Below are 21,859 nucleotides of genomic sequence, written 5' to 3'. Positions count from 1 at the left end.
GGAGGCTTGATTAACCAATTTCAGATAATTTAGGCTCCGAAACTGTCTTATTATGTACATACAGCGACTGAGTCGGGTAGGCGAATTCAATGCCTTCCTGTTGGAACTGTTGGTAAATGTCCAGATTGATGGCTTGCTGCGCATCCATGTATACACCGTAGTCAGGGCTGAGCACATAATAGACGATTTCGAAATCGAGAGAGAACTCACCGTATTGAAAAAAATGAGCGCGATCGAAGCGAGTTTTATCTCGCTTCTCGACGATTGCTTTGAGCATTGCCGGAATGGCTTGCAGCTTTTCATAGGGCGTATCATAGACCACGCCAAGTTTGAATACCACGCGCCGCTCTTGCATGCGTTTGTAGTTGCGGATACGGGTGTCGAGCAGTTCGCCATTGGCGCAAATGATCTGCTCGCCGGTGAGGCTGCGCAACCGGGTGGTTTTGACGCCGATATGTTCTATGGTGCCGAAAAAGTCGCCGAAATTAACGAAATCTCCGATTACGAAGGGTTTGTCGAGCACGATAGACAGCGATGCGAATAAATCGCTGAGGATGCGTTGCAGCGCCAAAGCGATCGCGATACCGCCGATACCGAGACCGGCAACCAACGCGGTGATATCGATGCCGATGTTTTGCAGGATCAGTAGCAGTGCAACTGCCCATAACAACACCTGGCTAATGAAATTAAGGATTGCCAAAGCGCCCATGCTCGCGCCGTCGCGCTTGGTTTTGCGCGACAAAATACGGAAAATCCAGGCCCGTATAAAACCGCTCAGCCAAATCGCGATCTGCAGTGCGATGACGACTTTTGTGATTTTGGCGATCGTTGTGTCTGTGGCGGGGTCAAGCGTTAGCGATAATGATGCGAAAAAGACAGCGACGACCAGAAAAAAAATAAGATTGGCGCGTTTGACCGTGCTCAGAATTTCATTTGCTTGGGAGAAATGTTTGCGTTCGGCGGCATGCCTCAATCCGCGTATCAGAAACCAACGCAAAACGAATAATAAAATAAAGGTCACCGACGCGATGGCAAAGGCGTAAAACCAATCCAATAGCGAATTATGATTGATCTCCATGTTGATTAAACTTTTGATCCGATCGCTAAGGTTGTATTGCGAGGTTCTGGCATTAATATCTTCGATTAAGTATTGGTGAAGCCGGCGGCTTTCATCCATGGCACCGTTTAATTCGGTCAACGTGCCGATGATACTTTGTATGTGTTCGCTTTGACGGGATTCCCAAATGGGCTTGTCCGGTATCGTTTTGCTGCCGACTGCATTCAGTCGGCTTTGCCAGTCGCTGAGCCAAAGCTTGATGGTGGCTTGTTCTTGTTCGATTTGTGTAATGGCTGAGTTAGAATGCGATCGCCAATTCGGTAATTCCTGTTGTTCGACCGATTCATTGAATAAGTCATGGCGCTTTTGCCATATCTCCTTTCTTTCCGAAATTAATTTTAGTTCGCGTTGCGCGGCATCGGTTTTCGATTTAAGTGCTTCTAGCTCCAGACGGCGCGCTTCTGTTTCTTCAATGGCGTGTATATCTTCGAAAGAAGCCGCTTCCAGACGCTTCCTGGCTTGATCTAATAGGCTTTGTGCCTTTGATTGCTGATCGTTGAGTCGAGACAAATCGCGGTTCAGTTCGAATTGATGTTTGCGAATGCTCTCGTTTTTTTGGGTCAATTCCGAACTGTTGAAGCCGGCGTGTTGCTGTAAATAGTCGTTTTGACGACGTAATAGATCAAGATGGGTGTCGTAGACTGAAAACGTTTTTTCTTCGTTTTTCAGTTCCAGTTCGCGAAGCGTTTGTTGTTGTTCGGCGAGAGCATGTTCCAATTCCGCCGCTTTCAGCAGCAAGGGCTCGATTGCGCCATTTTGATTTTGTATTTGAGTCAGTTTGTCTTGTGTTTGTTTAAATGCCAGTTGCGTTTGCGCCAAGCCTTCTTTAGCGAAATCGACTTTGGCGCGAACTACTTTAACCCGGGCCGACTCTATGGCGAGTTGTTCTCGTGCGCGGTCCAAATCCAAAACTGAAAAAGGTTTTTCAGGCTCAGGCTCTTTCTCTAGTCGGGCAATTTCTTGTAAGTCGGCGGTTTTTTGTGCATCTAATTCCTGACTTCGATTGAGTTCGATGATTTGTGCCGTAAAGGTTGCCGCTGTTTGTTCCAGCAGTGCGAGTTGCTTTTGTAATAGTTCGGAATCTTGGTCCGATGCTTTTTGCAAACGCCGGTTGATTTCAGTTCTTTCATTTTCCAAGGCTTTACGACGTTCCGTAATGGCTTCGATGGTTTGGTCGAGCGTGGCGTATTCGGTGCTATTCTCGGGTTCCGTAGCTTGTTGTGCGTCTTGAGACCAGGCTACATTAAACGGTGCCATCAAGAAAAATAGCAATAGCCATAGACTTGGATTTCGGGTCAGTGAAATTGCTTCGTTGATGTTCATGTTTATTCCTCGAATTTATTAGTAGGCCGTTTTCGTAGCGTACTCGGTCATAAGTCGTGTTTACCAAAATGTCGCGGCATTGCAATCATCCCGGTTGTCAGCAATCAAAGTGTGTAAATTGGTGAAGGTGGAAACTTCGATTAACCGAGTTGACGCCAATTTTTACTGGTATCTACGTCCCGGGTATTAGCGAGAGAGTATGATTAATTGGAAACTTAAATTTGATGGATGAGCGGCAGCTGCATTTGAAGTGTCGTGAAATCAATGAAAAATGATTATAAGCTCCCCTTTTGGAACTGGGAGTATCTAATATTTAAGACTTCACTGCAAATCGCGGCCGATCAGAATACCGGTGGTGGCAATTTCTTTTTTGGGGTTTTGGCGAAAATATCCTGGCGCTCGTATCAATTCGCCAGTTGTTCTTCAGCAGACGTTAAGTTTAATGAGCTATTTTAAGAATGTTTGTCAATATATTGAATTTTAAGTATCTTATGGCTTTTCAGTTGTTGCATAAAAAATCGTATCATTTGCTCGTTAGACGTAATTTCGGGTTCGCTGTCGTTTTGGCGATTTCTGCTTTGATGTTATTCGGTTGTTCAGTCAAACAACCGGTGCCGGAAGATGGCTTCGATAGAGCAATCGAATTCAAGAGAGATGCGCCTTATAACAGGCCTTACCAAGTGAATGGCAAACGCTACTATCCCTTAGTCAATCCCAATGGATATAAAGAAAGAGGCATTGCTTCTTGGTATGGCGCCGAATCCGGCAATCGGACTGCGATGGGCGTCAAGTTTAATCCCGATGGCTTAAGCGCCGCGCATAAAACGCTTCCTTTACCTTCCAGAGTCAAAGTGACTAACTTGCAAAATGGCCGGTCGATTATTTTGGTCGTGAACGATCGCGGCCCCTTCGCCAAAAATCGTTTGATCGATCTATCGAAAGGCGCGGCTAAAGCGATAGGCGTTAAAGGACTTGTCGAAGTGGAAGTGGAGTATATCGGCGAGTATGCCGGTAGCAATAGATAGTCGATGCCGACGCGAAAGTATACCTTTCGCACTTCAAATTTCGGCAGTGTCTAAGGAGGCACCGGGGTGTGCGGCCCCTCACCTAACGCTAGGTGAGGGGCCAGCATGGAGCTGGCATAGAGCCTACAGGGACGTTTCACGGCGTCCTTTGACGGGCAACCCCTGCGCCGAATTATGATCTACGAGGGGTATAAATCATTCAGTCATACGTTTGATGAATAGGCAACCAAATCTTAAAACTGGCGCCCTCTCCGATTTGGCTCGAAACATCGATTCTGCCATGATGAGCTCGGACAATATTATTTGCGGTCGATAAGCCCAGGCCGATACCTTTGCCAATAGGGCGCGTCGTGAAAAACGGTTCAAATAATCGATGCATATGGTTCGGATTAATCCCGGGGCCGTCGTCTGCAATTTCCACCCATATTTGTTTGTCGTCGATACCGGTTCGTATGATGATTTCGCCGGATTCGCCGACGGCTTGCCAGGCATTAGTCAGCAAACTTAAAAAAACTTGATTCATGAGTTGAGGAATGCATTCGATCTCGGGCGTGTCTCCATATTCTTTGCGAATACGGCATTGGATATTTTGGCTGCAGACGAACACCTTTAAAGTCGTATCCAAGCTCTGCTTGATATCGTATTGTTGCCAGTTTTGGCCGTTGTCATCGGTGAATTGATTGAAGGCACGTACGATATTTCGTACTCGGGTTAAACCTTCTTTGGATTCGCTAATCAGATCGGCTATATCCTCGCGCAAAAAATTCCAGTCTTTTTGCTGCTTCAAGGCTTGTAATTTTTCGATACAGTCCGGTTGGGGCCGGCATTTGGAAAGTTGATTATCGTATTGGTCGATCAAGTCGAATATTTCGAGGGCATATTCTTGAAAGGAATTGAGGTTGGAAAAAATAAACCCCAACGGATTATTGATTTCGTGTGCAATGCCGGCCGCTAATTGACCGATCGCGGCGAGTTTTTCCGATTGCATCAGTTCGGATTGAATCAATTGATGTTCCTGCATGCGTTTTTGCAGTTCCGTCTCGAGATGGATATTTTGATTTTGTAAGCGTTCGCGCGCTTTTTTAAGTTCTATTTGTAAGTTGACCCTGACCGATAATATCGATAAGTTGCAGGGTTTATAGAGATAATCCGCCGCACCCAACGAAAAACCGAATGTTTCGTCTAGTTCGGAGGTCAACGCCGTCACGAAAATGACAGGAATGTCTTGCGTCTTCGGATTACTCTTCAACGCTTTAATGACTTCGTAACCATCCATGCCGGGCATCATAATGTCCAACAGTATGAGGTCTAGGGATGTATTATTCGCTATTTCCAAGGCTTTAGCGCCCGATGTTGCGACCAATACCGCATAATCCGTCATCAAACATTGTCCGAAAACCGAAAGGTTGACGCTTTCGTCATCGACTATCAGAATGCTGGGGCGCTTATTAATGCTCGTGGTATCGTTTGACATCAAGACCTCAAAATTTATTTATCATCATCGTAGATCAAAATTCGGCATCGGCGTCCTATCGGGCGAGTGACCGAACTCTTCGCCACGCTGCGTACTTTCATCTGCCGGGGCGATCGATTGCCAGACCTTCATGAATATTACTATAGTAATATGAGTTCCACCCTCCAAGATAGTGCCCGAATTGCGGCTAAAAGACCGATGCCAAAAAATTTAGAATCCATCGAAGAAAAAAAATATTATCGGTTGCGCGTCAGCACGGATGATTGCGGTTTAGAGCTTTACCTGTCCGATTCGTTATCGGTTCGAGAAGCGCTAGATCATACCGAAATTCGGGTTCGTGCGGCCTGTGGAGGACTAGGTACATGCGGCGCTTGTTTGATACAAGTCATTTCCGGCCGGTTCAATCCTCCGACACCGGCAGAGCGGCAAAAATTATTGCCGGATCAATTGGTTCAGGGATATCGACTCGCCTGTCAATTAAGGACTCTGAGTGACGGTGAAGCCTACCTTGCCCATCCTGCTCCGCCGTCGCAATGGAGAAGTCCGGATCGATGCGAGTGGCCTACGGTCGAGTTTTCAAAAGATATCGACGAGGTTCGGCAGCCGTATGGGATTGCGGTCGATTTAGGAACGACTCATATTCGTTTGTCTATTTGGAATCGTCATACCGCTCGGCTCATCGGTTGCCGGGTAGGTATCAATCCTCAAGTGGCTCATGGTGCCGATGTCTTGACTCGTTTGGATTCCCGGCGATTGGACGTTCATGCCTCGCGGGACTTGATGATCGAAGGGCGTAAGGCTATCTTGGACGGCATTCGAGATATTTTAAGCCGAGATTTTGGGGAAGTCGTTCACGTCCTTGACGAAACCGGAAAGATTATTATCGTCGGAAACACCGTCATGTTGATGTTGATTGGCGGCGGTAACGATAGCGATGATCTGTATCGGCTTGAAAATTGGCATATTCCTGTCGAGTGTCGAATCGATGATATTGCCGCTTGGCGCCATGATTGGCGTATGCCCCATGCGGATATTTCGATCGCTCAGCCATTGGCCGGTTTTGTCGGGTCGGATTTATTGGCCGATCTTTTGGCTTCAGGTATAACCGAGCAACCCGTTCCGATGCTGTTGGCGGATTTGGGAACCAATACTGAAATTGCTCTGTGGGACGGCACTGCGGCATGGGTGACATCGGTACCGGGCGGTCCGGCGTTTGAAGGCGTCGGGATGCGCAATGGTATGGCGGCTGAAACGGGTGCCGTTTATCGGGTTCGCGATGACGGCGATCGTTGGCTGATTGCTACGATTGGCGATCAGCCGATTCGAGGATATTGTGCCAGTGGCTTCATCGATGCGATTGCAGTGATGTTGGACAAACAAATTCTCAAGCCCTCCGGTCGCTTTACCCAATCATTGCAACCGAGCGGTACGGGTTATCGGCTTGATGTCGACAATGCTAGGTCGGCGATTTTTGGTAGTGATGTCGATATTTTTCAACGAGCCAAGGCTTCGACCGCCGCAGCCATGATGCAATTACTCGGATTTGCCGATTTGAAACCAAGCGATTTACAGGCTGTTTGGATTTGCGGCAGTTTGGGGCAGCATCTGGATTTACACAATGCGATTCGTGTCGGTTTGTTGCCCCGTTTACCGGTCGACAGATTCAAACGTTTTGCGAATGCGAGTCTGGCCGGGTGCGAGCAGTTGTTGCTGGACCGAAATGCAAATACTCGTTTAAATACGATCATAAGTAAGACAAAATCGATCAATTTAGGCGGGATAAGTAGCTATGAAGAAAGTTTTATCGAGCATTTGCGCTTGCAGCCGATGGCATAAGGGGGCCGAAATATGTTGAGTCGTTATGTGCAGGCATACAACGAAGCGGTTTTCGAAACCGATAAACAGGCGGCCTTGGCCGTGGTCGACGGGGCTCTACAGGACGGTTATAGCCCGGAAGATATTGTGTTCAATTTGGTCATCCCTGCCGTGGAAGCCATGATGGCGCGCATCGAACAGGACCCCGATTCCAATTTGGCGCAACATTTCATGACGGCACAAATCGCCTCGGAAGTGACCGAGCGAATGCTGGAAAAATTCGCTAGCCCGCCGGAAGCGATAGGCAAAGTGGTGATCGGCGCCGCCTATGGCGATTTACACTCGCTCGGTAAACGTATCGTGATCGGGTGTCTTAAATCGCTGATGGTGGATGTCATCGATCTAGGTATTAATATCCGCGCCGAACAATTTGTCGACAGGGCTGTTGAAAACGGCGCGCAAGTCATCGCGATCTCAGCCATGATGGTGCATACCGCGACCGGCGAGAACGGCAGTATCAAGGTTCGAGCCTTATTAAAGGAGCGAGGCTTGGAAGACAAAATAAAATTGGCGGTTGGCGGCGCGCCTTACCGATTCGATCCGGAGTTATACAAAAAAGTGGGGGGCGACGCATGGGCTCCCGACGGCGTGACGGCGGCAAAAGTTATTATCCAATTGATCAAAGAGGTGAACGCATGACACCTTTAGAAATTTTAGCGGCGGCTATAAACGGCGATCCGGCACCGCGTATTCCGATCTTTTGCAATTTGCTCGATCAAGGCGCGCGCGAACTCAATATGCACTCGCAAGATTATTTTGCTCGAGGAGAATGCGTGGCCGAAGCGCAATTGCGAATGTTAAAGCGCTTCGGTCATGACAATGCGTGGAGTTTGCATTATGTCGGCAAGGAAGCCGAATTGTTGGGCTGCCAAAAAATATTATTTGCCGATGACGGCGTGCCTAATGTGGAAGATTTCGTGATCAAGAATTGGGACGATATCGCCAAATTCGAAGTCCCAACCGATATTACTCAACATCAAGCGTGGCAGGCCATTGACGATTGTTTATCGATTTTACGTGCCGAAATAGGGCAGACGCATGCCATTTGCGCTTACGTGACGGCCTCGACGACCTTGCCGGCCCTATTGATGGGCATGGATAACTGGATGGAGCTGTTTTTGACCGGGCCTGTCGATCTGCGCGACGAATTGTTGCGCAAATGCGTTGATTTTTTTCATCAGCACATTAACGCGCTGCGTGCGGCCGGAGCGAATGTTCTGATTTACTCGACGCCGTTCGGTTCGCCCTATTTGGTCGGTAATAAAATCATTGAACAAATCGTGTTGCCCTGGATGAAACTCGATTTGCAGCCGGGCGGCGTAGATGATGTCGTCTATTACTGCGGTATGGCGCCATTTAACGGCGTCATCGATTTGGTGTTTGACCAACTGGGCATCACCTCGCATTACATCAGTCCATTGGCTGACTTGGCCGAAGCCAAGCGCTTGATCAATACCCGCGGCTTGACTTGTGGTGTGATAGACGACATCAAAATGATTCATTGGACTGAGGCGGAAACCAAAGCCGAAGTTAAACGCATCGTCGAGATAGGCAAGCAGGGCGGACATTTTTTATTCGGTAATGGCGTTATGCCTCTGGCAGTGCCGGAGGTCAATATCAAGGCGATGATAACGGCTGCCTTTGAGTACGGGCAGTTGACATGAAAAAATTTGTCCTGCATCAGGAGCATACAGAGCCCTTGACGATGGTCGGTTGCGGTATTTTGCGCAAAGAAGTCGACTATTTGATCCGGACTCATGGCTGGAATGTGCAAACGCATTTTTTGGATTCGGCCCTGCACAATTACCTGAATCGTTTATCGAAAGAACTTAACGAAGCCTTGCAAGAGCATGAGGCGAAAGGCGAAAAAACCTTTGTTTTTTACGGGAGTTGCCATCCGTTGATGGACAATTATTTGGACGAGCATCGCACTTGCCGTACCCGGGGGCAAAATTGCATCGTTATGTTATTGGGTTATGAGCGTTTCATGCAGGAGCTTGAAAAGGGTGCGTACTTTCTGGTCGAGGATTGGGCGTTGACCTGGCAACCGATGATCACGGCATGTTTCGGTAACAATATTACTGTCGTACGCGAAATTTTTCACAGTAGCCATAAATTCATGCTTGCACTCAAAACCCCATGCAGCGTCGATTTTTCCGAAGCCGCTCAAACGGCGGCCGATTTTGTGGATTTGCCTTTACAGTGGCTCGAAGTGGATCTTGAACACTTAAAGCAAGTGTTGTTCGAAGCTATTAAGCAGCGATTAGATCAAGCAACGACTTGAACGGGCATGATGAATTCAAACGAACATGATTTGCAAATGCGTATAGAGCACTTGGAACACCGTGTCCGTAAGCTATCCGAAGAAAAGGCCAATCTGCATCTTGTCCTGCATATGGTGGAATTGCTCAATCCGATTGCCGGTATCGATTATTTCTTAGATAGTATGATCGCGGCTCTTTGCGGTAGTTTAGGCGGTACCAATACGGAGATTTATTATCTGGACGAAGGCGAGATTCACTATGTCAACTTATTCGGCGAAAAACGGATTGTCGGTGAGATTGAAGATTCGTTGGTGGCGGAGGTCTTTGCCACTCGCCATTTTGTCGAACAAAATACCGATTTGAACCATACCTTGCTCAAGGATAATGTAGCGGCGGTGGCTTGTACTTGGGTGATGCCCTTAACTATCGGCGACCAAATTTTGGGTGTTGTCAAAATGTCCGATTTGCTTGGGTCGGCACAGATGCGCAATTATTTGGCACCGTTTTTTTCTCATATTGCGCTGATTCTGAACAATAAAATCCAAACCCGTAAAGCGGAAGCCGCTAATCGCGCTAAAAGCAGTTTTTTAGCGACGATGTCGCACGAAATCCGCACACCGTTAAATGGGATTTTAGGTATGGCTCAATTATTGGCCAAGCAAGAATGTAGCGATGCCAAGCGTATGGAGTGTGTGCGTACGATTTTGACCTCCGGCAACAATTTGCTTGCTTTGCTCAATGATATTTTAGATTTGTCTAAAATCGAGGCGAATCGCTTGGAGTTAAATTTATTAGCCGTTCAACCACAAAGGATCTTAGACGAAATCATGACGCTTTTTTCCGGTGCCGCCCAGCAAAAAGGCCTGAGAATTCATGCGGCCTGGGTAGATGGCGAGGTAAAGGCTTATCAAGTTGACTCGCTCAGAGTTAAGCAAATGTTATCCAATCTGGTCAGTAATGCGATTAAGTTTACCGATCGCGGTTCTGTCCGGATTGAGGCACGTTCAATCCTTGATGAGTCGGGGAATTGCTTGTTGGAGTTTTCGGTCAGCGATACCGGTATCGGTATTCCAAAGGACAAGCAGCGCGAGTTATTTAAACCGTTTACCCAGGTCGATAGCAGTTCGAATCGACGCTATGTGGGTACTGGGCTAGGTTTGTCGCTGGTGTCGCGTTTTGCCGAGTTGATGCAAGGCAAAGCAGGGTTTGAGAGCGATGAAGGGCAAGGTTCGCGTTTTTGGTTTCGGATACCTACCCGAGTCGATAATGAGATCGACAACACCGCTTTACCATCCAATATCGATGAATCATCCCAATTATCGAATCTAAATCTTAAGTTAAAACGCGTATTATTGATCGCTAGCGATTCCGTGCATGGTGCTAATTTGTCGGCACAACTTAAGGCTCGATCTATCGACGCGTTTAGCATTGATCTTGACGATCAAATTCCGGACGTTATCGACAAGGATCTAGGATTTGATGCAATCATTATTGAGTCAAGTTTGGAAAATAGATCTCTTAGCCGCCTTGCGAGAAAGATTCGTGACTTGGAGTCGGCTAATCGTCTTCCTCGCGCATTCATCATCGGTATTAGCGATAAACAGCATAGCGATGAGTTGGACACGGAATTTGAGCAGGATATCGATGAGTTGCTCGTTCGGCCTTTTACGATAGAGCATTTAGTGAACGTTATCGAAAGCCATATTCGTTTATCTGCGGCTCTGCAACAAAAGACAGTCATTTGTAATGAGGAAGAACGCTTGTTTTTCAAGAATTGTGAGGGTATCACCGAGATTCTCGATGATCTCGAACGCCAGTTGGAAAAAAATATGTTCACGGCTGTTGAGCAGTTTAACATGCTGCAAGCAAAAGTGGACGGTAGTTCGATCGCTTCGCATTTTGTCGCGCTTGGTAAACTAATCAATGATATGAATTTTGAGGAGGCTCATTTACAGCTAAAGTTATTGCGCGAGCGATTCTCCGAGACCGAGACGAAGGAAACGCATTGTGGGCATTGAGCGCCAGAAAATCCTGATAATCGACGATACGCCGGCCAATATTACGTTGTTGGGGATGGCATTAAAGGATCACTACGAGATCCAGATCGCGACTAGCGGTAAAAAAGGCTTGGAGCTGGCTAGCGAGACTCCGCCCGATTTGGTTTTGCTCGATATCATGATGCCCGATCTCGATGGCTATGAAACCTGCCGGTTATTCAAGGCCGATGAAAGGTTGCGGCATATACCGATTATTTTCGTGACTGCGTTGAGCGAAATCGAAGCTGAAATTCAAGGTTTATCGCTGGGTGCGGCAGATTATTTGGTCAAACCGTTTAATCTCCAGATTGCTCAGCTTAGGGTGCGCAATTTATTGGAAACCGAACGAATGCGGCAGGCGTTGCGTCAGACGGAAGAAGATCAACGTCTTGCCGCGACCGTCTTTGCCTATAGTCATGACGGCATCGTGATTACCGATGTTGAAAACCGTATTATCAATGTCAATAACGCCTTTAGCCGTATTACCGGTTATGGACTTGACGAAATCAAAGGCCAAAACCCAAGCATACTCAAATCGGGGCGGCAGGATACCGAATTCTACCAAAACATGTGGCAAGCCTTGTTATCGGAAGGTCACTGGAGCGGCGAAATTTGGAATCGCAACAAGCAGGGTGAGATTTACGCGGCTTTGACGTCTATTGCTGTGGTCAGGGACGATCAAGACAGCATTCATCATTTCATCGGTTCATTTATCGACATTACTCCGATCAAAGAACATCAGCACGCATTGGAACGTATCGCGCATTTCGATCCCTTGACCGGGGTTCCGAACCGCTTTTTATTATCGGATCGATTGGAACAAGCCATTGTTCATACGCGGCGGTCGCGAAAATTAATGGCGGTGTGTTATCTGGATCTGGATGAATTTAAACCGATCAATGATCGATTCGGTCATCAAGTCGGCGATCAATTATTGATAGAAATTACCCGTCGCATCAAGGCTTGTTTACGCGAAGGCGATACGTTGGCACGCATAGGCGGCGATGAGTTTGTATTATTATTGTTGGATATCAATGACAGAGGCGAATGTAAGACGATATTACGAAGAATTCTCAAAGCTGTTTCGGCAAAAATGTTGTTGGCGAATCAATATGTGTCGGTATCATTGAGCTTGGGTTTTACTCTGTATCCGGATGATTTTTCCGATACTGAAACACTGATTCGACATGCCGATCAAGCGATGTATCAAGCCAAGCAACAAGGTAAGAATCGATTTCAACGTTTCGACATGCTTCAAGAAAAACATGCATACGAGCAAGGGAAGCAACTTGCCCGTATCGAATGCGCATTGGCCAATAATGAATTTGTGTTGTATTTTCAGCCGAAGATCAATCTTCGCGATGGCGCTATTCTGGGAGTCGAGGCCTTGATTCGCTGGCAACATCCCGCGCGTGGTTTACTGAGCCCCTCCATGTTTTTGCCGATGATTCAAGGCAGTCAGCTTGAGATTAATATCGGCGATTGGGTGTTATCGACTGCCTTGAGTCGGTGGAATCAATGGAAAAAAGCAGGGGTCGATATTGCCATTAGTATTAATATTGCCGCTGGAGCATTGCTGCACCCTGACTTTGTTGAGAATTTATCCGCTAAATGTGCCGAATATCCGGATTTGCAGTCAGGCTGTCTTGAGTTGGAAATACTGGAGACCGGAGCATTGGATGATGACGAACGCGCGATTAAGGTAATGAAGGCTTGCCAAGCTTTGGGTGTCGTATTTGCGCTCGACGATTTCGGAACAGGCTATTCGTCGTTGAGTTATCTGAAATCCTTACCGGCAAAAACGTTAAAAATCGACCGGTCGTTTGTATTGGGTATGCTGGAAAATGAAGGAGATTTAGCGATCGTTAAAGGGATTATTGATCTAGCCTCGATATTCAAAATGCAAGTCATCTCGGAAGGCGTCGAAACAGTCGCGCACTTATTGAAATTACTTGAGCTAGGTTGTGAAAATGGTCAAGGGTATGCAATTGCAAAACCGATGCCAGAGGAGGATTTGCTCAATTGGTTAAAAGAATGGCAGTTGGAGCAAAAGAATTATCTTAAAAAAGCATTTCACCATGAAGAGCATGAAGATTAAGAAGTTATACCTATCGCACTTCAAATTTCGGCATTAGCGTATGAAGGCGTCGGGGTGTTCGGCAAAGGCTTTGCCAGCATGGACGTATTCACGGCGTCCTTTGACGGACACCCCGGCACCGAAGTTTGACCAGCAAAGGGTATATAAAACTTTCGCTTACTCAAGAAGTTGGCAGCGATGTTTAGATAATTTCTTGAATGTTTCAAGAAATTCATGTGCTTCATGGTTAAATTGCAGCAATTCCCAGTTTGAGCAGTTTCGCCGATTTTAGGGTGTGGGGTATGCCTGTCGAGGAACGCCGTAAACCCATCCATGGGGGCTTGGCGGCAGCTCGAACGCCAAGGATGGCCTGAATGCAGATTTTGCAGGAGCAAAAATCTGCAAGCGCCAAGGATGGCGTGAATGCAGATTTTGCAGGAGCAAAAATCTGCCCTGCCGCCGACATCCTCGCCAAGCATACCCCACACCCTTTTTGATCTCCAAATTGGGAATTGCTGGTTAAATTGCCGAATTTAGGCTTATTGAATCGATTACTGTAAGGTTTGAAAAACCGCCTCGGTTAATTTTTGCAGTTGATGTTCATCGATTATATAAGGCGGCATAGTATAGATTAAACGCCCGAAAGGCCTTAACCAAACGCCTTGTTTAACCAAGCGGTCTTGAATTTCGGAAAGGCACACAGGGTTTTTCATTTCAACGACACCGATAGCGCCGAGCACTCTGACATCGTCGACGCTAGCCAGGTTGCGGCACGGTTCCAAGCCCTTTTTTAGCCCGGCTTCTATGGCCGTGACCTGGCTTTGCCAATCCGAGTCGAGTAATAAGTCGATGCTTGCTGATGCGATGCTGCAGGCCAGCGGATTTCCCATGAATGTCGGCCCGTGCATGAAGCAGCCGGCCGGTCCTTCCGAAATCGATTCGGCGACTTTGTCGGTCGTTAATGTTGCGGCTAGCGTCAGGTAACCGCCGGTTAAGGCCTTGCCGAGACACAAAATATCCGGAGAAATGCCGGCATGTTCGCAAGCGAACAGTTTGCCGGTACGACCGAAGCCGGTCGCAATTTCGTCGGCGATCAGCAAGACATCATATTTTTTGCACAAGGCGCTTACCGATTTCAGATAGTCGGGATGATAAAACCACATGCCCCCCGCGCCTTGTACGATTGGTTCGAGAATGACCGCCGCGCAGGAGTCGCCGTGCTTCGATAGAATGGATTCCAACGAATCGATATCGGACGGATTCCAAGATTCGCCGAAACGGCAAGCGGGCCGCTGCGCGAAATGGTGCTGAGGCAATACGGGATTGAATAAATGATGCATGCCGGTAACCGGGTCGCAGACCGACATCGCGCCGAAGGTATCGCCGTGATAACCGCCCCGAAGCGCCACGAATCGGTTTTTTTCGGGTTTGCCGAGCGCTTGCCAATATTGAATGGCCATCTTCAATGCGACTTCGACGCTGACCGATCCGGAGTCGCTCAAAAACACCGAACTCAAGCCCTCGGGGGTGATTTTCAATAGACGCTCGACCAATTCGATTGCCGGCGTATGCGTAATGCCGCCGAACATCACATGGGCCATCGATTGTAATTGTTCCGTGGCCGCTTGATTGAGCTTGGGGTGATTGTAACCGTGTATTGCCGACCACCAAGACGACATTCCGTCGATCAATTCGCGGCCATCGGCCAGTTTAAGCATGACGCCGGAGGCGCTGGCGACATGATAAACCGGTGTCGGTGCTGTCATTGACGTGTAGGGATGCCAGATATGGTCGCGGTCGAGTTGCAGTAGTGTGTTGAGTTGAGTCATTGATCTGAATAAGGTAGAGGGGTGTTATGATTCTAAATTAGTCGCGTAGGTCGGGTTAGCGCTAGCGTAACCCGACCTACGCGGCGGCTGCCGACATCCTCGCTAGGCAAACCCCCCGCACCTTTTCATTCAAGGATGCAATCCATGTGTGATTCAGCGCATGACTGCCAAAGCGTTTACGTTTAGCGCCATTGCAAGACGACATAGCGAGACATGCCGCGATCGCTGATCAGTAACAAGACCTGTTTATTCCCTTTGCTTTGGTTGACGGCACGGTTGAATTCATCGGCCGAGTTAACCGGTTTACGGTCGACTTGCAGGATTAAGGTGCCGCGGCGAATGCCTGCCATTGCAGCAATGGAGCCCGGATTGACTTCGGTGACGATGACGCCTTGGCCGGGGGTTGCATTGAATTGCCTTGCTAAATCTCGGGTCACGGTCTGCACGGTCAAGCCTAATTCTTCGGTGCTTTGGGCGGGCGCTTGCGCGGCCGCAATTTGTTGATCGCCGAGTTTTTCGATTTTTATATCGATTGTTCGCGATTTTCCATCGCGCAGGATCGTGACTTGGGCGCTTTTGCCGGGCGGTGTCAATGCGACGCGGTTTCTGAAATCGCCGATATCGTTGACCGGCCGGCCTTGGTATTCGGTTACGATGTCGCCGGCTTTGAGTCCGGCCTTCGCCGCCGGCGAATCATCGGTGACCTGTGCGATTAAAATGCCTTGATGGTTTTTTAAATTGAAGGATTCGGCCAAATCCGGCGTCAACGGCTGAATCACGACGCCTAAATAGCCGCGCGTGACTTCGCCTCGTTCGATCAATTGGTCGGCGATCGATTTTGCCAGATTGATCGGGATCGCGAAACCAACGCCCATGTGACCGCCGCTCCGACTGAAAATCGCGGTATTGATGCCGACTGCTTCACCATCCAGGTTGACGAGCGGGCCACCGGAATTACCGGGATTGATCGCGGCATCGGTTTGAATGAAGTCTTCATAATCGCTGATGCCGAGGCTGGTTCTGCCCTTGGCGCTTACGACCCCGACGGTCAACGTATGGCTCAAGCCGAACGGATTGCCGATAGCCACGACCCATTCGCCGACTTCTAGTTTTGTTGAGTCGCCTAGCGGCAGGGCCGGCAAGTTTCCGGCCTTGATTTCAATGACGGCAATATCCGATTTAGGATCGGTGCCGGTAATCTTGGCGTCGAATTCCCGCCCGTCTTGGAATGTCACGCGAATTTTGTCGGCATTCGCAACGACATGGTTGTTCGTGATGATATAGGAGGTTTCGCTCAACAAGCCTCGCTTCGACGCAAAAACGAAGCCGGAACCTTGGCCTATCGCGGGCGGCCGTTGTTGCGGGGTAGGGGCCGGTCCCGGGCGTCTTGGCGTGCCGGGAAATTCGTCACCGAAAAAACGCCGGAAAAAATCATCGCCGAAAGGCCATTCGTCTCCGAACGGAGTAGCAAAGGGTGTTTGCGCGACGCCTTCACGAGAGCTTTCCACCTGGATGAAGACAACCGAGGGAGAAGCTTGCCGTGCGACCGATGCAAACGCTTTACTGGTTTCGCGAAGATTTTCGATACCGCCCGTTTGCGCGAATGAGAGAGGGGAAAATGTGACAATTAACAGTAGTAACGGTAAAAAATATTTTTTATTCATAAATTTAACCTTCTTTTCTGTTGCTTATGGCGCGTAAGGAAATTTGTAAAAGTTTAAACCTAAAAAGAGCATTTGAGTGCTTCAACTACCGTTCGCCCTGAGCCCTTCGGCTACGCTCAGGAGAGCCCTGTCGAAGCGGTGAAGGGTAGTTTGAGACTTCACCAATGCGGTGAAAGTGTTGTAGACCGTTCATGCTTCGACTTGGCTCAGTACGAACGGTCTACAACACATGCCAACGTAATTATTCACACCCCCTATCGTTCCTACGCTCCGGCGTGGGAATGAAGACCGAGACGCTCTAGCGTCTCGTACCGCTGGAGCGATACTCAGGCGTTCCCACGCCGGAGCGTGGGAACGATAATTTTCGGGGGACTGAATAATTACATGCCAACTGTTCATTTTGGGTTATATCTATCGCACTTCAAATTTCGGCATTAGCGTATGGAGGCGTCGGGGTGTTCGGCAAAGGCTTTGGCAGCATGGATGCTGTCATAGAGCCTACATGTACGTATTCATTGCGTCCTTTGACGGGCACCCCGACGCCGAAATTTGACTAGCAAAGGGTATAAAAGATTCTTTGGCCAATATGTTTTTGCCTTGTTGACTGAATCCTCGAGCGTTAATATTAGCGGGTAGCTTTTAAGGCTTTTCTCAAAAAACAATAAAATGCACTTTACCTACGTGTGTATATACCTATCGCACTTCAAATTTCGGCATTAGCGTATGGAGGCGTCGGGGTGTTCGGCAAAGGCTTTGGCAGCATGGATGCTGTCATAGAGCCTACATGGACGTATTCACTGCGTCCTTTGACGGGCACCCCGACGCCGAAATTTGACTAGTAAAGGGTATATAAGGATTATTTTTTAAATTTCAAAATTATTCAGGAATTCTTTGTGGAAAATTTTACACCGTTCTCGGCTTTTCTCGGCGGAACATTGATCGGTTTGGCCGCCACCTTGCTGTTATGGCTAAATGGTCGCATGGCCGGGGTTAGCGGCATCATGCATCGTTTACTCAATTCCCCGAAGTCGGAGTGGCTTTGGCGGTTCAATTTTTTAATCGGCCTGGTATTAGGCGCTTTACTGTTTAATTGGTTCAATCCCGGGTTTTTCACGCCGCGTTCCGACTATCCTTATTGGCTGTTGGCCGTGGGCGGTTTTCTAGTCGGTTTCGGTACTCGCATGGGTAGCGGATGCACAAGCGGTCATGGAATTTGCGGTATCGCCAACGGATCGTTGCGCTCGATAACGGCGACTTTGATTTTCATGATCAGCGGTGTCGTCACGGTCTATTGTATCAGGCATATTGTGGGAGTCGGGGCATGAAGCACTGTTTAGCGGCTTTATTGAGCGGTACGCTGTTCGGGTTCGGTTTATCGTTGTCGCAAATGACCGACCCGAACAAGGTTTTGGGTTTTCTCGATGTCGCAGGAAGCTGGGACCCGAGTTTGGCCTTCGTGATGATGGGGGCTTTGGCCGTTTCCGTCATTGCGTTTCGTTTCATCTTAAAACGTCCGAAACCGATATGGGCTGAGGAATTTCATGTCGCTCGGAAGAAGTCTTTGGACAAACCGCTTTTGTTCGGGGCGATGATTTTCGGAATCGGTTGGGGGATGAGCGGTTATTGCCCGGGGCCAGCTGTTGCGGGTTTGGGCTTGGGCAACCCCGAAGCGTTCGTGATGGTTGCATCGATTTATTTGGGATTTATCGCGCAAGGTATTTGGGCCCGGAAGTGTTTTAAAAAATCCGTAACGGTCGATGCCTAAGCAATCGCTAAATGCCGTTCAATCCAGTACCGAATTTGAAGTTGCGGGCGGCGGTTTGCTCGATCGGCGCTTGTTTTTAAAGCAAGGTATGATTTTTACCGCCGCAACTTGGGGTGCGCTTAGTTCGCAGACCGCAACGGCCGAACTCGATCGTGAATCGTGGACGAAACAACCGGGCAAGCCTTTTTCTAATTACGGGTCGCCATCCGACTATGAAAAAAAGGTGATTCGTTGGATTATGGCCAACGACGATGCTCCGGGTAATGGCGTATCGTGGACCCCGCTGCATGAACTCGAGGGTATTGTTACGCCAAGCGGCTTGCATTTCGAGCGCCATCACAACGGTGTGCCGGCAATCGATCCTGAGCGGCATCGCTTGTTGATACATGGTTTAGTCAAACGTCCTTTGACGTTTTCGGTATCGGATATATTGCAATATCCGATGCAATCCCGTTTATGTTTCATTGAATGCGGCGGCAATAGCAATGCCGGTTGGCGGAGCGAGCCGATACAAACTCAAGTCGGTTATTTTCATGGCATGGCATCCTGCAGCGAATGGACCGGCGTGCCGTTGAGCGTTGTCTTGCAGGAGGCCGGCATTAAAGGCCGTGCAAAATGGATCATCGCCGAAGGGGGCGATGCGTCGATGATGAATATCAGTTTGCCGCTCGACAAAGCGCTCGACGATTGTTTGCTGGCCTTATATCAAAACGGCGAGCGACTTCGGGCCGAGAACGGTTATCCGTTGCGGCTGTTGGTTCCGGGTTGGGAAGGAGTGCTCAATGTCAAATGGCTCAAGCGATTACACCTTGCGGCTAAACCTGTCATGGCTCGTAACGAAACCGCTAAATACACCGAATTGTTGCCTTCGGGTAAGGCGAGGCAATTTAGCTTCGTGATGGAGCCGAAGTCGGTGATTACCCATCCATCGTTCGGGCACCGGCTCGACCGGCACGGTTTGTACCAGATTAGCGGCTTGGCGTGGAGCGGTCGCGGTAAAATCGCGAAAGTTGAAGTATCCGCCGATGGCGGTAAGAGTTGGGCCGAGGCCGAGTTACAAGAGCCGGTATTGCCGAAGTGTTTCACGCGATTCCGGATACCTTGGAGATGGCAGGGTCAGGATGTCGTGCTCAAAAGCCGTGCGTTCGACGAAGCCGGCGCGGTTCAGCCGGAGCGTGCCGAATTGATCGCAAGGCGCGGCCGGCATGGTTATTTTCATTATAATGCTATTGTGAGTTGGGCCATCACGGAAGCGGGTGAGATTAGCCATGTCTATCTTTAAGAGTCTGCTATGCTTTAGCCTCGGCTCGGCTAATATGGTTGTAGCCGATGAGCTGATTGGTCCCGGATTAGGTCTTCAAGCGCCGCCGGAAATGTTGAAACAATGGAACAGAGATGTTTTTCCCGATGGAACGGGTTTGCCCTTAGGGAGAGGTACCGTTCGCGAAGGTGAGACCGTTTACCGGGCGCATTGCATCGGTTGTCATGGTTCCGAAGGGCGTGGGGGCAGCGCCGAGGAGTTGGCCGGCGCCGAGCATTCTTTGATCGACGATCCGCCGGATAAAACGATCGGTACTTATTGGCCGTATGCGACGACTCTTTTCGATTTTACGCGACGCTCCATGCCGTTATCGAATCCTGGGTCGCTGACCGATGATCAAGTCTATGCGGTAACCGCCTATTTGCTTTATCTCAATCGTATTATCGGCCCGGACGACGAAATGAACGCACAATTGTTGCCGGCTGTCGTCATGCCGAATCAGGACGGGTTTATTGATAATTATCGGCGGGACGATTAAGGCGCTCGGAGTCGTTGATTTTAAGTAATGGTCGGCGATTGGGATTTTCAGTTGAATTAATTTTTGAGTGCGATCGTTTTCGCTTTTCTAATCTATCGATTAAATCATGTATAAATTAACTATTTCGGACTTGTCTATTGTCCTGATTGAGCCTTCGGTTCCACAATTGAAACTCATTGTGAAGCATTTGCAGGAAGAAGGAGTCAAGTATATCAATGGCGTTTCTTCGGGTGAGGAGGCATTGGAGGCTATCAGTAATTATCAACCGGACTTGCTGATTAGCAGTATGTACTTACCCGATACCACGGCGACCGAGTTGTTTACCCGAATTAAGGAATCGGACGATTTTCAGGATATGCAGTGCATGCTGATTTCCAGCGAAACCAGTCGAGCGGCGCTGGAGCCGATACGTCAAGCCGGCGTTGTGGCAATTTTACCCAAACCGTTCGATCATGCCGATTTGAAAAGGGCATTACGCGCTTCGGTCGAGTTTGTCGATCCGGAGGAACTGGAATTAGACTCTTATGATATCGAGACTGTCAGGGTTTTGTTGGTCGATGACAGTGCGCCGGCACGAAAGCATATTACCAAAGTGCTCAACAATATGGGGATACAGTGCGTAACGTTGGCAAACGACGGGACGGACGCATTGGCGATATTCGCCGAGTCGCCGGATGCCTTCGACTTGATCGTGACGGATTACAATATGCCGGAAATGGACGGTCAGGAATTGATCGAGGCGATACGTGCCAATAGGGAAAATAGCTCGATTCCGATATTAATGGTAACCAGTGAGTCGAACCAAGCAACGCTCAATAAAATTCAACAGGCCGGAGTTTCCGCGATTTGTGATAAGCCGTTCGAACCGAAAAATATAAAGGAATTGGTTTATCGCTTGTTGGAGGAAATCTAGTTTATTTTGTAGCGGTTTCAGTCGCGAATATCACGACTGAAACCGCCAAACTAAAAATCAAGTTTTTAAAGCTGATGTCGGGGGCAATCCTCGAACCATTTAAATTTTTCCGTCAAGGCCCATCTGGAAATATTTGTGAGTGATTTTTTCTTGATTTTCCAGAAGCCAATCGATATCAGGCGTATTGGTCATGGCCTTATGGATGGCTTGTGCCATCGCTTTTCGATGAATGTCGAACAGGATTTGGTGGTCGAGGTTGTCGTCGGTTGCGACGCTTGGGTTAAGCCATACCGAGCAGATGATTCCCAAATCGTTCGCTTTTTCTTTCGGAATATCGCCCGCGCGAACTGCATCAAGTACACCGTTAGCGATAGCGGCTTGAACGGTACCCATTAATATATTGGTGTAGCGGCTATTGTTAACAGTGACCTTGCTCACCATCAGTGTGACAGGGCGGACTTGAATGTCGGTATTCAAAATCGCGAAAACCCGGCTATGGCCTTTGACTTGGTCTCCTGTCAGAGTGGCGAGGGCCGTGCCGACCGGTCCGTCCAGTTCGCCGATGACGATTTCCGGTTCGGCCGCGGTTCCCGGAGGACCGCCCGCTACCAATGCCTCACCGGTACGCATGATAATTCTTTCGCTCATAATAATCTCCTCGATAAAAGTGTTACAGGGAAAGGTTTCGAGCGGCTAGA

The 21,859-nt window shown here is 48.6% G+C and carries 18 protein-coding genes; 13 read left to right on the top strand and 5 right to left on the bottom strand.

Going from position 1 to position 21,859, the window contains the following annotated elements; genetic code table 11:
- Positions 1-10: 10 nt before the first annotated feature.
- Positions 11-2,440 carry a mechanosensitive ion channel domain-containing protein gene (locus EQU24_RS13430; RefSeq protein WP_017839008.1) on the bottom strand — a complete coding sequence of 810 codons (2,430 nt, stop codon included), beginning with the start codon at positions 2,438-2,440 and terminating at the stop codon, positions 11-13.
- Between the two features lie 491 nt (positions 2,441-2,931).
- On the opposite strand from EQU24_RS13430, the gene EQU24_RS13425 reads away from it, so the two are divergent.
- Positions 2,932-3,465, top strand: coding sequence for a septal ring lytic transglycosylase RlpA family protein (locus EQU24_RS13425; RefSeq protein ID WP_138767178.1), 534 nt, complete (start codon positions 2,932-2,934; stop codon positions 3,463-3,465).
- Positions 3,466-3,664: 199 nt separating this feature from the next.
- Here EQU24_RS13425 and EQU24_RS13415 read toward each other — a convergent pair whose 3' ends face one another.
- The gene (locus tag EQU24_RS13415) at positions 3,665-4,939 is read right to left on the bottom strand and encodes a sensor histidine kinase (RefSeq protein ID WP_017839011.1); all 1,275 of its coding nucleotides are present in this window, start codon (positions 4,937-4,939) and stop codon (positions 3,665-3,667) included.
- 198 nt (positions 4,940-5,137) lie between these two features.
- Here EQU24_RS13415 and EQU24_RS13410 point away from each other — a divergent pair, with 198 nt between their 5' ends.
- The 7 genes from EQU24_RS13410 (at position 5,138) to EQU24_RS23300 (ending at position 13,688) form a co-directional block, all read left to right on the top strand.
- The gene (locus EQU24_RS13410; protein ID WP_017839013.1) at positions 5,138-6,775 is read left to right on the top strand and encodes an ASKHA domain-containing protein; all 1,638 of its coding nucleotides are present in this window, start codon (positions 5,138-5,140) and stop codon (positions 6,773-6,775) included.
- A gap of 12 nt (positions 6,776-6,787) precedes the next feature.
- Positions 6,788-7,453, top strand: coding sequence for a cobalamin B12-binding domain-containing protein (locus tag EQU24_RS13405; RefSeq protein WP_014147926.1), 666 nt, complete (start codon positions 6,788-6,790; stop codon positions 7,451-7,453).
- Positions 7,450-8,478: a uroporphyrinogen decarboxylase family protein gene (locus EQU24_RS13400; protein WP_017839014.1), complete on the top strand. Its 1,029-nt coding sequence runs from the start codon at positions 7,450-7,452 to the stop codon at positions 8,476-8,478. The genes EQU24_RS13405 and EQU24_RS13400 overlap by 4 nt, the downstream gene beginning before the upstream one ends.
- The gene (locus EQU24_RS13395) at positions 8,475-9,098 is read left to right on the top strand and encodes a DUF1638 domain-containing protein (RefSeq protein WP_017839015.1); all 624 of its coding nucleotides are present in this window, start codon (positions 8,475-8,477) and stop codon (positions 9,096-9,098) included. The genes EQU24_RS13400 and EQU24_RS13395 overlap by 4 nt, the downstream gene beginning before the upstream one ends.
- A 6-nt stretch (positions 9,099-9,104) precedes the next feature.
- Positions 9,105-11,096: a sensor histidine kinase gene (locus EQU24_RS13390; RefSeq protein ID WP_017839016.1), complete on the top strand. Its 1,992-nt coding sequence runs from the start codon at positions 9,105-9,107 to the stop codon at positions 11,094-11,096.
- Positions 11,086-13,212 (top strand): EAL domain-containing response regulator, encoded by a 2,127-nt coding sequence (locus EQU24_RS13385; protein ID WP_017839017.1) that lies wholly within the window; start codon positions 11,086-11,088, stop codon positions 13,210-13,212. The genes EQU24_RS13390 and EQU24_RS13385 overlap by 11 nt, the downstream gene beginning before the upstream one ends.
- 353 nt (positions 13,213-13,565) lie before the next feature.
- Positions 13,566-13,688 carry a hypothetical protein gene (locus EQU24_RS23300; RefSeq protein ID WP_017839019.1) on the top strand — a complete coding sequence of 41 codons (123 nt, stop codon included), beginning with the start codon at positions 13,566-13,568 and terminating at the stop codon, positions 13,686-13,688.
- A 54-nt stretch (positions 13,689-13,742) separates the two neighbouring features.
- Here the strand turns inward: EQU24_RS23300 and bioA are convergent, their stop codons facing one another.
- Both bioA and EQU24_RS13375 read right to left on the bottom strand, forming a co-directional pair.
- Positions 13,743-15,020 (bottom strand): adenosylmethionine--8-amino-7-oxononanoate transaminase, encoded by a 1,278-nt coding sequence (gene bioA, locus EQU24_RS13380; RefSeq protein WP_026129975.1) that lies wholly within the window; start codon positions 15,018-15,020, stop codon positions 13,743-13,745.
- A gap of 182 nt (positions 15,021-15,202) precedes the next feature.
- Positions 15,203-16,684 (bottom strand): DegQ family serine endoprotease, encoded by a 1,482-nt coding sequence (locus EQU24_RS13375; RefSeq protein WP_017839021.1) that lies wholly within the window; start codon positions 16,682-16,684, stop codon positions 15,203-15,205.
- An 875-nt stretch (positions 16,685-17,559) separates the two neighbouring features.
- On the opposite strand from EQU24_RS13375, the gene EQU24_RS13370 reads away from it, so the two are divergent.
- The 5 genes from EQU24_RS13370 (at position 17,560) to EQU24_RS13350 (ending at position 21,161) form a co-directional block, all read left to right on the top strand.
- Complete coding sequence (locus tag EQU24_RS13370; RefSeq protein ID WP_425272092.1) at positions 17,560-18,009, top strand: YeeE/YedE family protein; 450 nt, start codon at positions 17,560-17,562, stop codon at positions 18,007-18,009.
- Positions 18,006-18,449 (top strand): YeeE/YedE family protein, encoded by a 444-nt coding sequence (locus EQU24_RS13365; protein ID WP_017839023.1) that lies wholly within the window; start codon positions 18,006-18,008, stop codon positions 18,447-18,449. Before EQU24_RS13370 ends, EQU24_RS13365 begins: the two co-directional genes overlap by 4 nt.
- Positions 18,442-19,731 carry a sulfite dehydrogenase gene (gene soxC / locus EQU24_RS13360; protein ID WP_017839024.1) on the top strand — a complete coding sequence of 430 codons (1,290 nt, stop codon included), beginning with the start codon at positions 18,442-18,444 and terminating at the stop codon, positions 19,729-19,731. Before EQU24_RS13365 ends, soxC begins: the two co-directional genes overlap by 8 nt.
- Entirely contained in the window at positions 19,718-20,248 is a 531-nt protein-coding gene (locus tag EQU24_RS13355) for a c-type cytochrome (protein WP_235726369.1), read from the top strand. The genes soxC and EQU24_RS13355 overlap by 14 nt, the downstream gene beginning before the upstream one ends.
- A gap of 106 nt (positions 20,249-20,354) precedes the next feature.
- On the top strand, positions 20,355-21,161 hold the full coding sequence (locus tag EQU24_RS13350; protein ID WP_017839026.1) for a response regulator: 807 nt from the start codon (positions 20,355-20,357) through the stop codon (positions 21,159-21,161).
- Between the two features lie 99 nt (positions 21,162-21,260).
- On the opposite strand, the gene fae is transcribed toward EQU24_RS13350, so the two are convergent.
- A complete protein-coding gene (fae, locus tag EQU24_RS13345; protein ID WP_017839027.1) occupies positions 21,261-21,809 on the bottom strand; it encodes a formaldehyde-activating enzyme in 549 nt (182 codons plus the stop codon).
- Positions 21,810-21,859: the final 50 nt, after the last annotated feature.

The sequence above is a fragment of the Methylotuvimicrobium buryatense genome (assembly GCF_005931095.1).
In the GTDB taxonomy this organism is placed as follows: domain Bacteria; phylum Pseudomonadota; class Gammaproteobacteria; order Methylococcales; family Methylomonadaceae; genus Methylotuvimicrobium; species Methylotuvimicrobium buryatense.
Note: the sequence above shows the minus strand (reverse complement) of the source record. Positions and strands in the feature narration are given on the sequence as shown.

Coding starts and splice junctions, on each gene's coding strand:
- EQU24_RS13415 (WP_017839011.1), bottom strand. CDS start 4,939: ATGTCAAACGATACCACGAGCATTAATAAGCGCCCCAGCATTCTGATA.
- EQU24_RS13390 (WP_017839016.1), top strand. CDS start 9,105: ATGATGAATTCAAACGAACATGATTTGCAAATGCGTATAGAGCACTTG.
- EQU24_RS13365 (WP_017839023.1), top strand. CDS start 18,006: ATGAAGCACTGTTTAGCGGCTTTATTGAGCGGTACGCTGTTCGGGTTC.
- EQU24_RS13430 (WP_017839008.1), bottom strand. CDS start 2,440: ATGAACATCAACGAAGCAATTTCACTGACCCGAAATCCAAGTCTATGG.
- EQU24_RS13355 (WP_235726369.1), top strand. CDS start 19,718: ATGTCTATCTTTAAGAGTCTGCTATGCTTTAGCCTCGGCTCGGCTAAT.
- EQU24_RS13350 (WP_017839026.1), top strand. CDS start 20,355: ATGTATAAATTAACTATTTCGGACTTGTCTATTGTCCTGATTGAGCCT.
- EQU24_RS23300 (WP_017839019.1), top strand. CDS start 13,566: ATGCAGATTTTGCAGGAGCAAAAATCTGCAAGCGCCAAGGATGGCGTG.
- bioA (WP_026129975.1), bottom strand. CDS start 15,020: ATGACTCAACTCAACACACTACTGCAACTCGACCGCGACCATATCTGG.
- soxC (WP_017839024.1), top strand. CDS start 18,442: ATGCCTAAGCAATCGCTAAATGCCGTTCAATCCAGTACCGAATTTGAA.
- fae (WP_017839027.1), bottom strand. CDS start 21,809: ATGAGCGAAAGAATTATCATGCGTACCGGTGAGGCATTGGTAGCGGGC.
- EQU24_RS13375 (WP_017839021.1), bottom strand. CDS start 16,684: ATGAATAAAAAATATTTTTTACCGTTACTACTGTTAATTGTCACATTT.
- EQU24_RS13410 (WP_017839013.1), top strand. CDS start 5,138: ATGCCAAAAAATTTAGAATCCATCGAAGAAAAAAAATATTATCGGTTG.
- EQU24_RS13405 (WP_014147926.1), top strand. CDS start 6,788: ATGTTGAGTCGTTATGTGCAGGCATACAACGAAGCGGTTTTCGAAACC.
- EQU24_RS13425 (WP_138767178.1), top strand. CDS start 2,932: ATGGCTTTTCAGTTGTTGCATAAAAAATCGTATCATTTGCTCGTTAGA.
- EQU24_RS13395 (WP_017839015.1), top strand. CDS start 8,475: ATGAAAAAATTTGTCCTGCATCAGGAGCATACAGAGCCCTTGACGATG.
- EQU24_RS13400 (WP_017839014.1), top strand. CDS start 7,450: ATGACACCTTTAGAAATTTTAGCGGCGGCTATAAACGGCGATCCGGCA.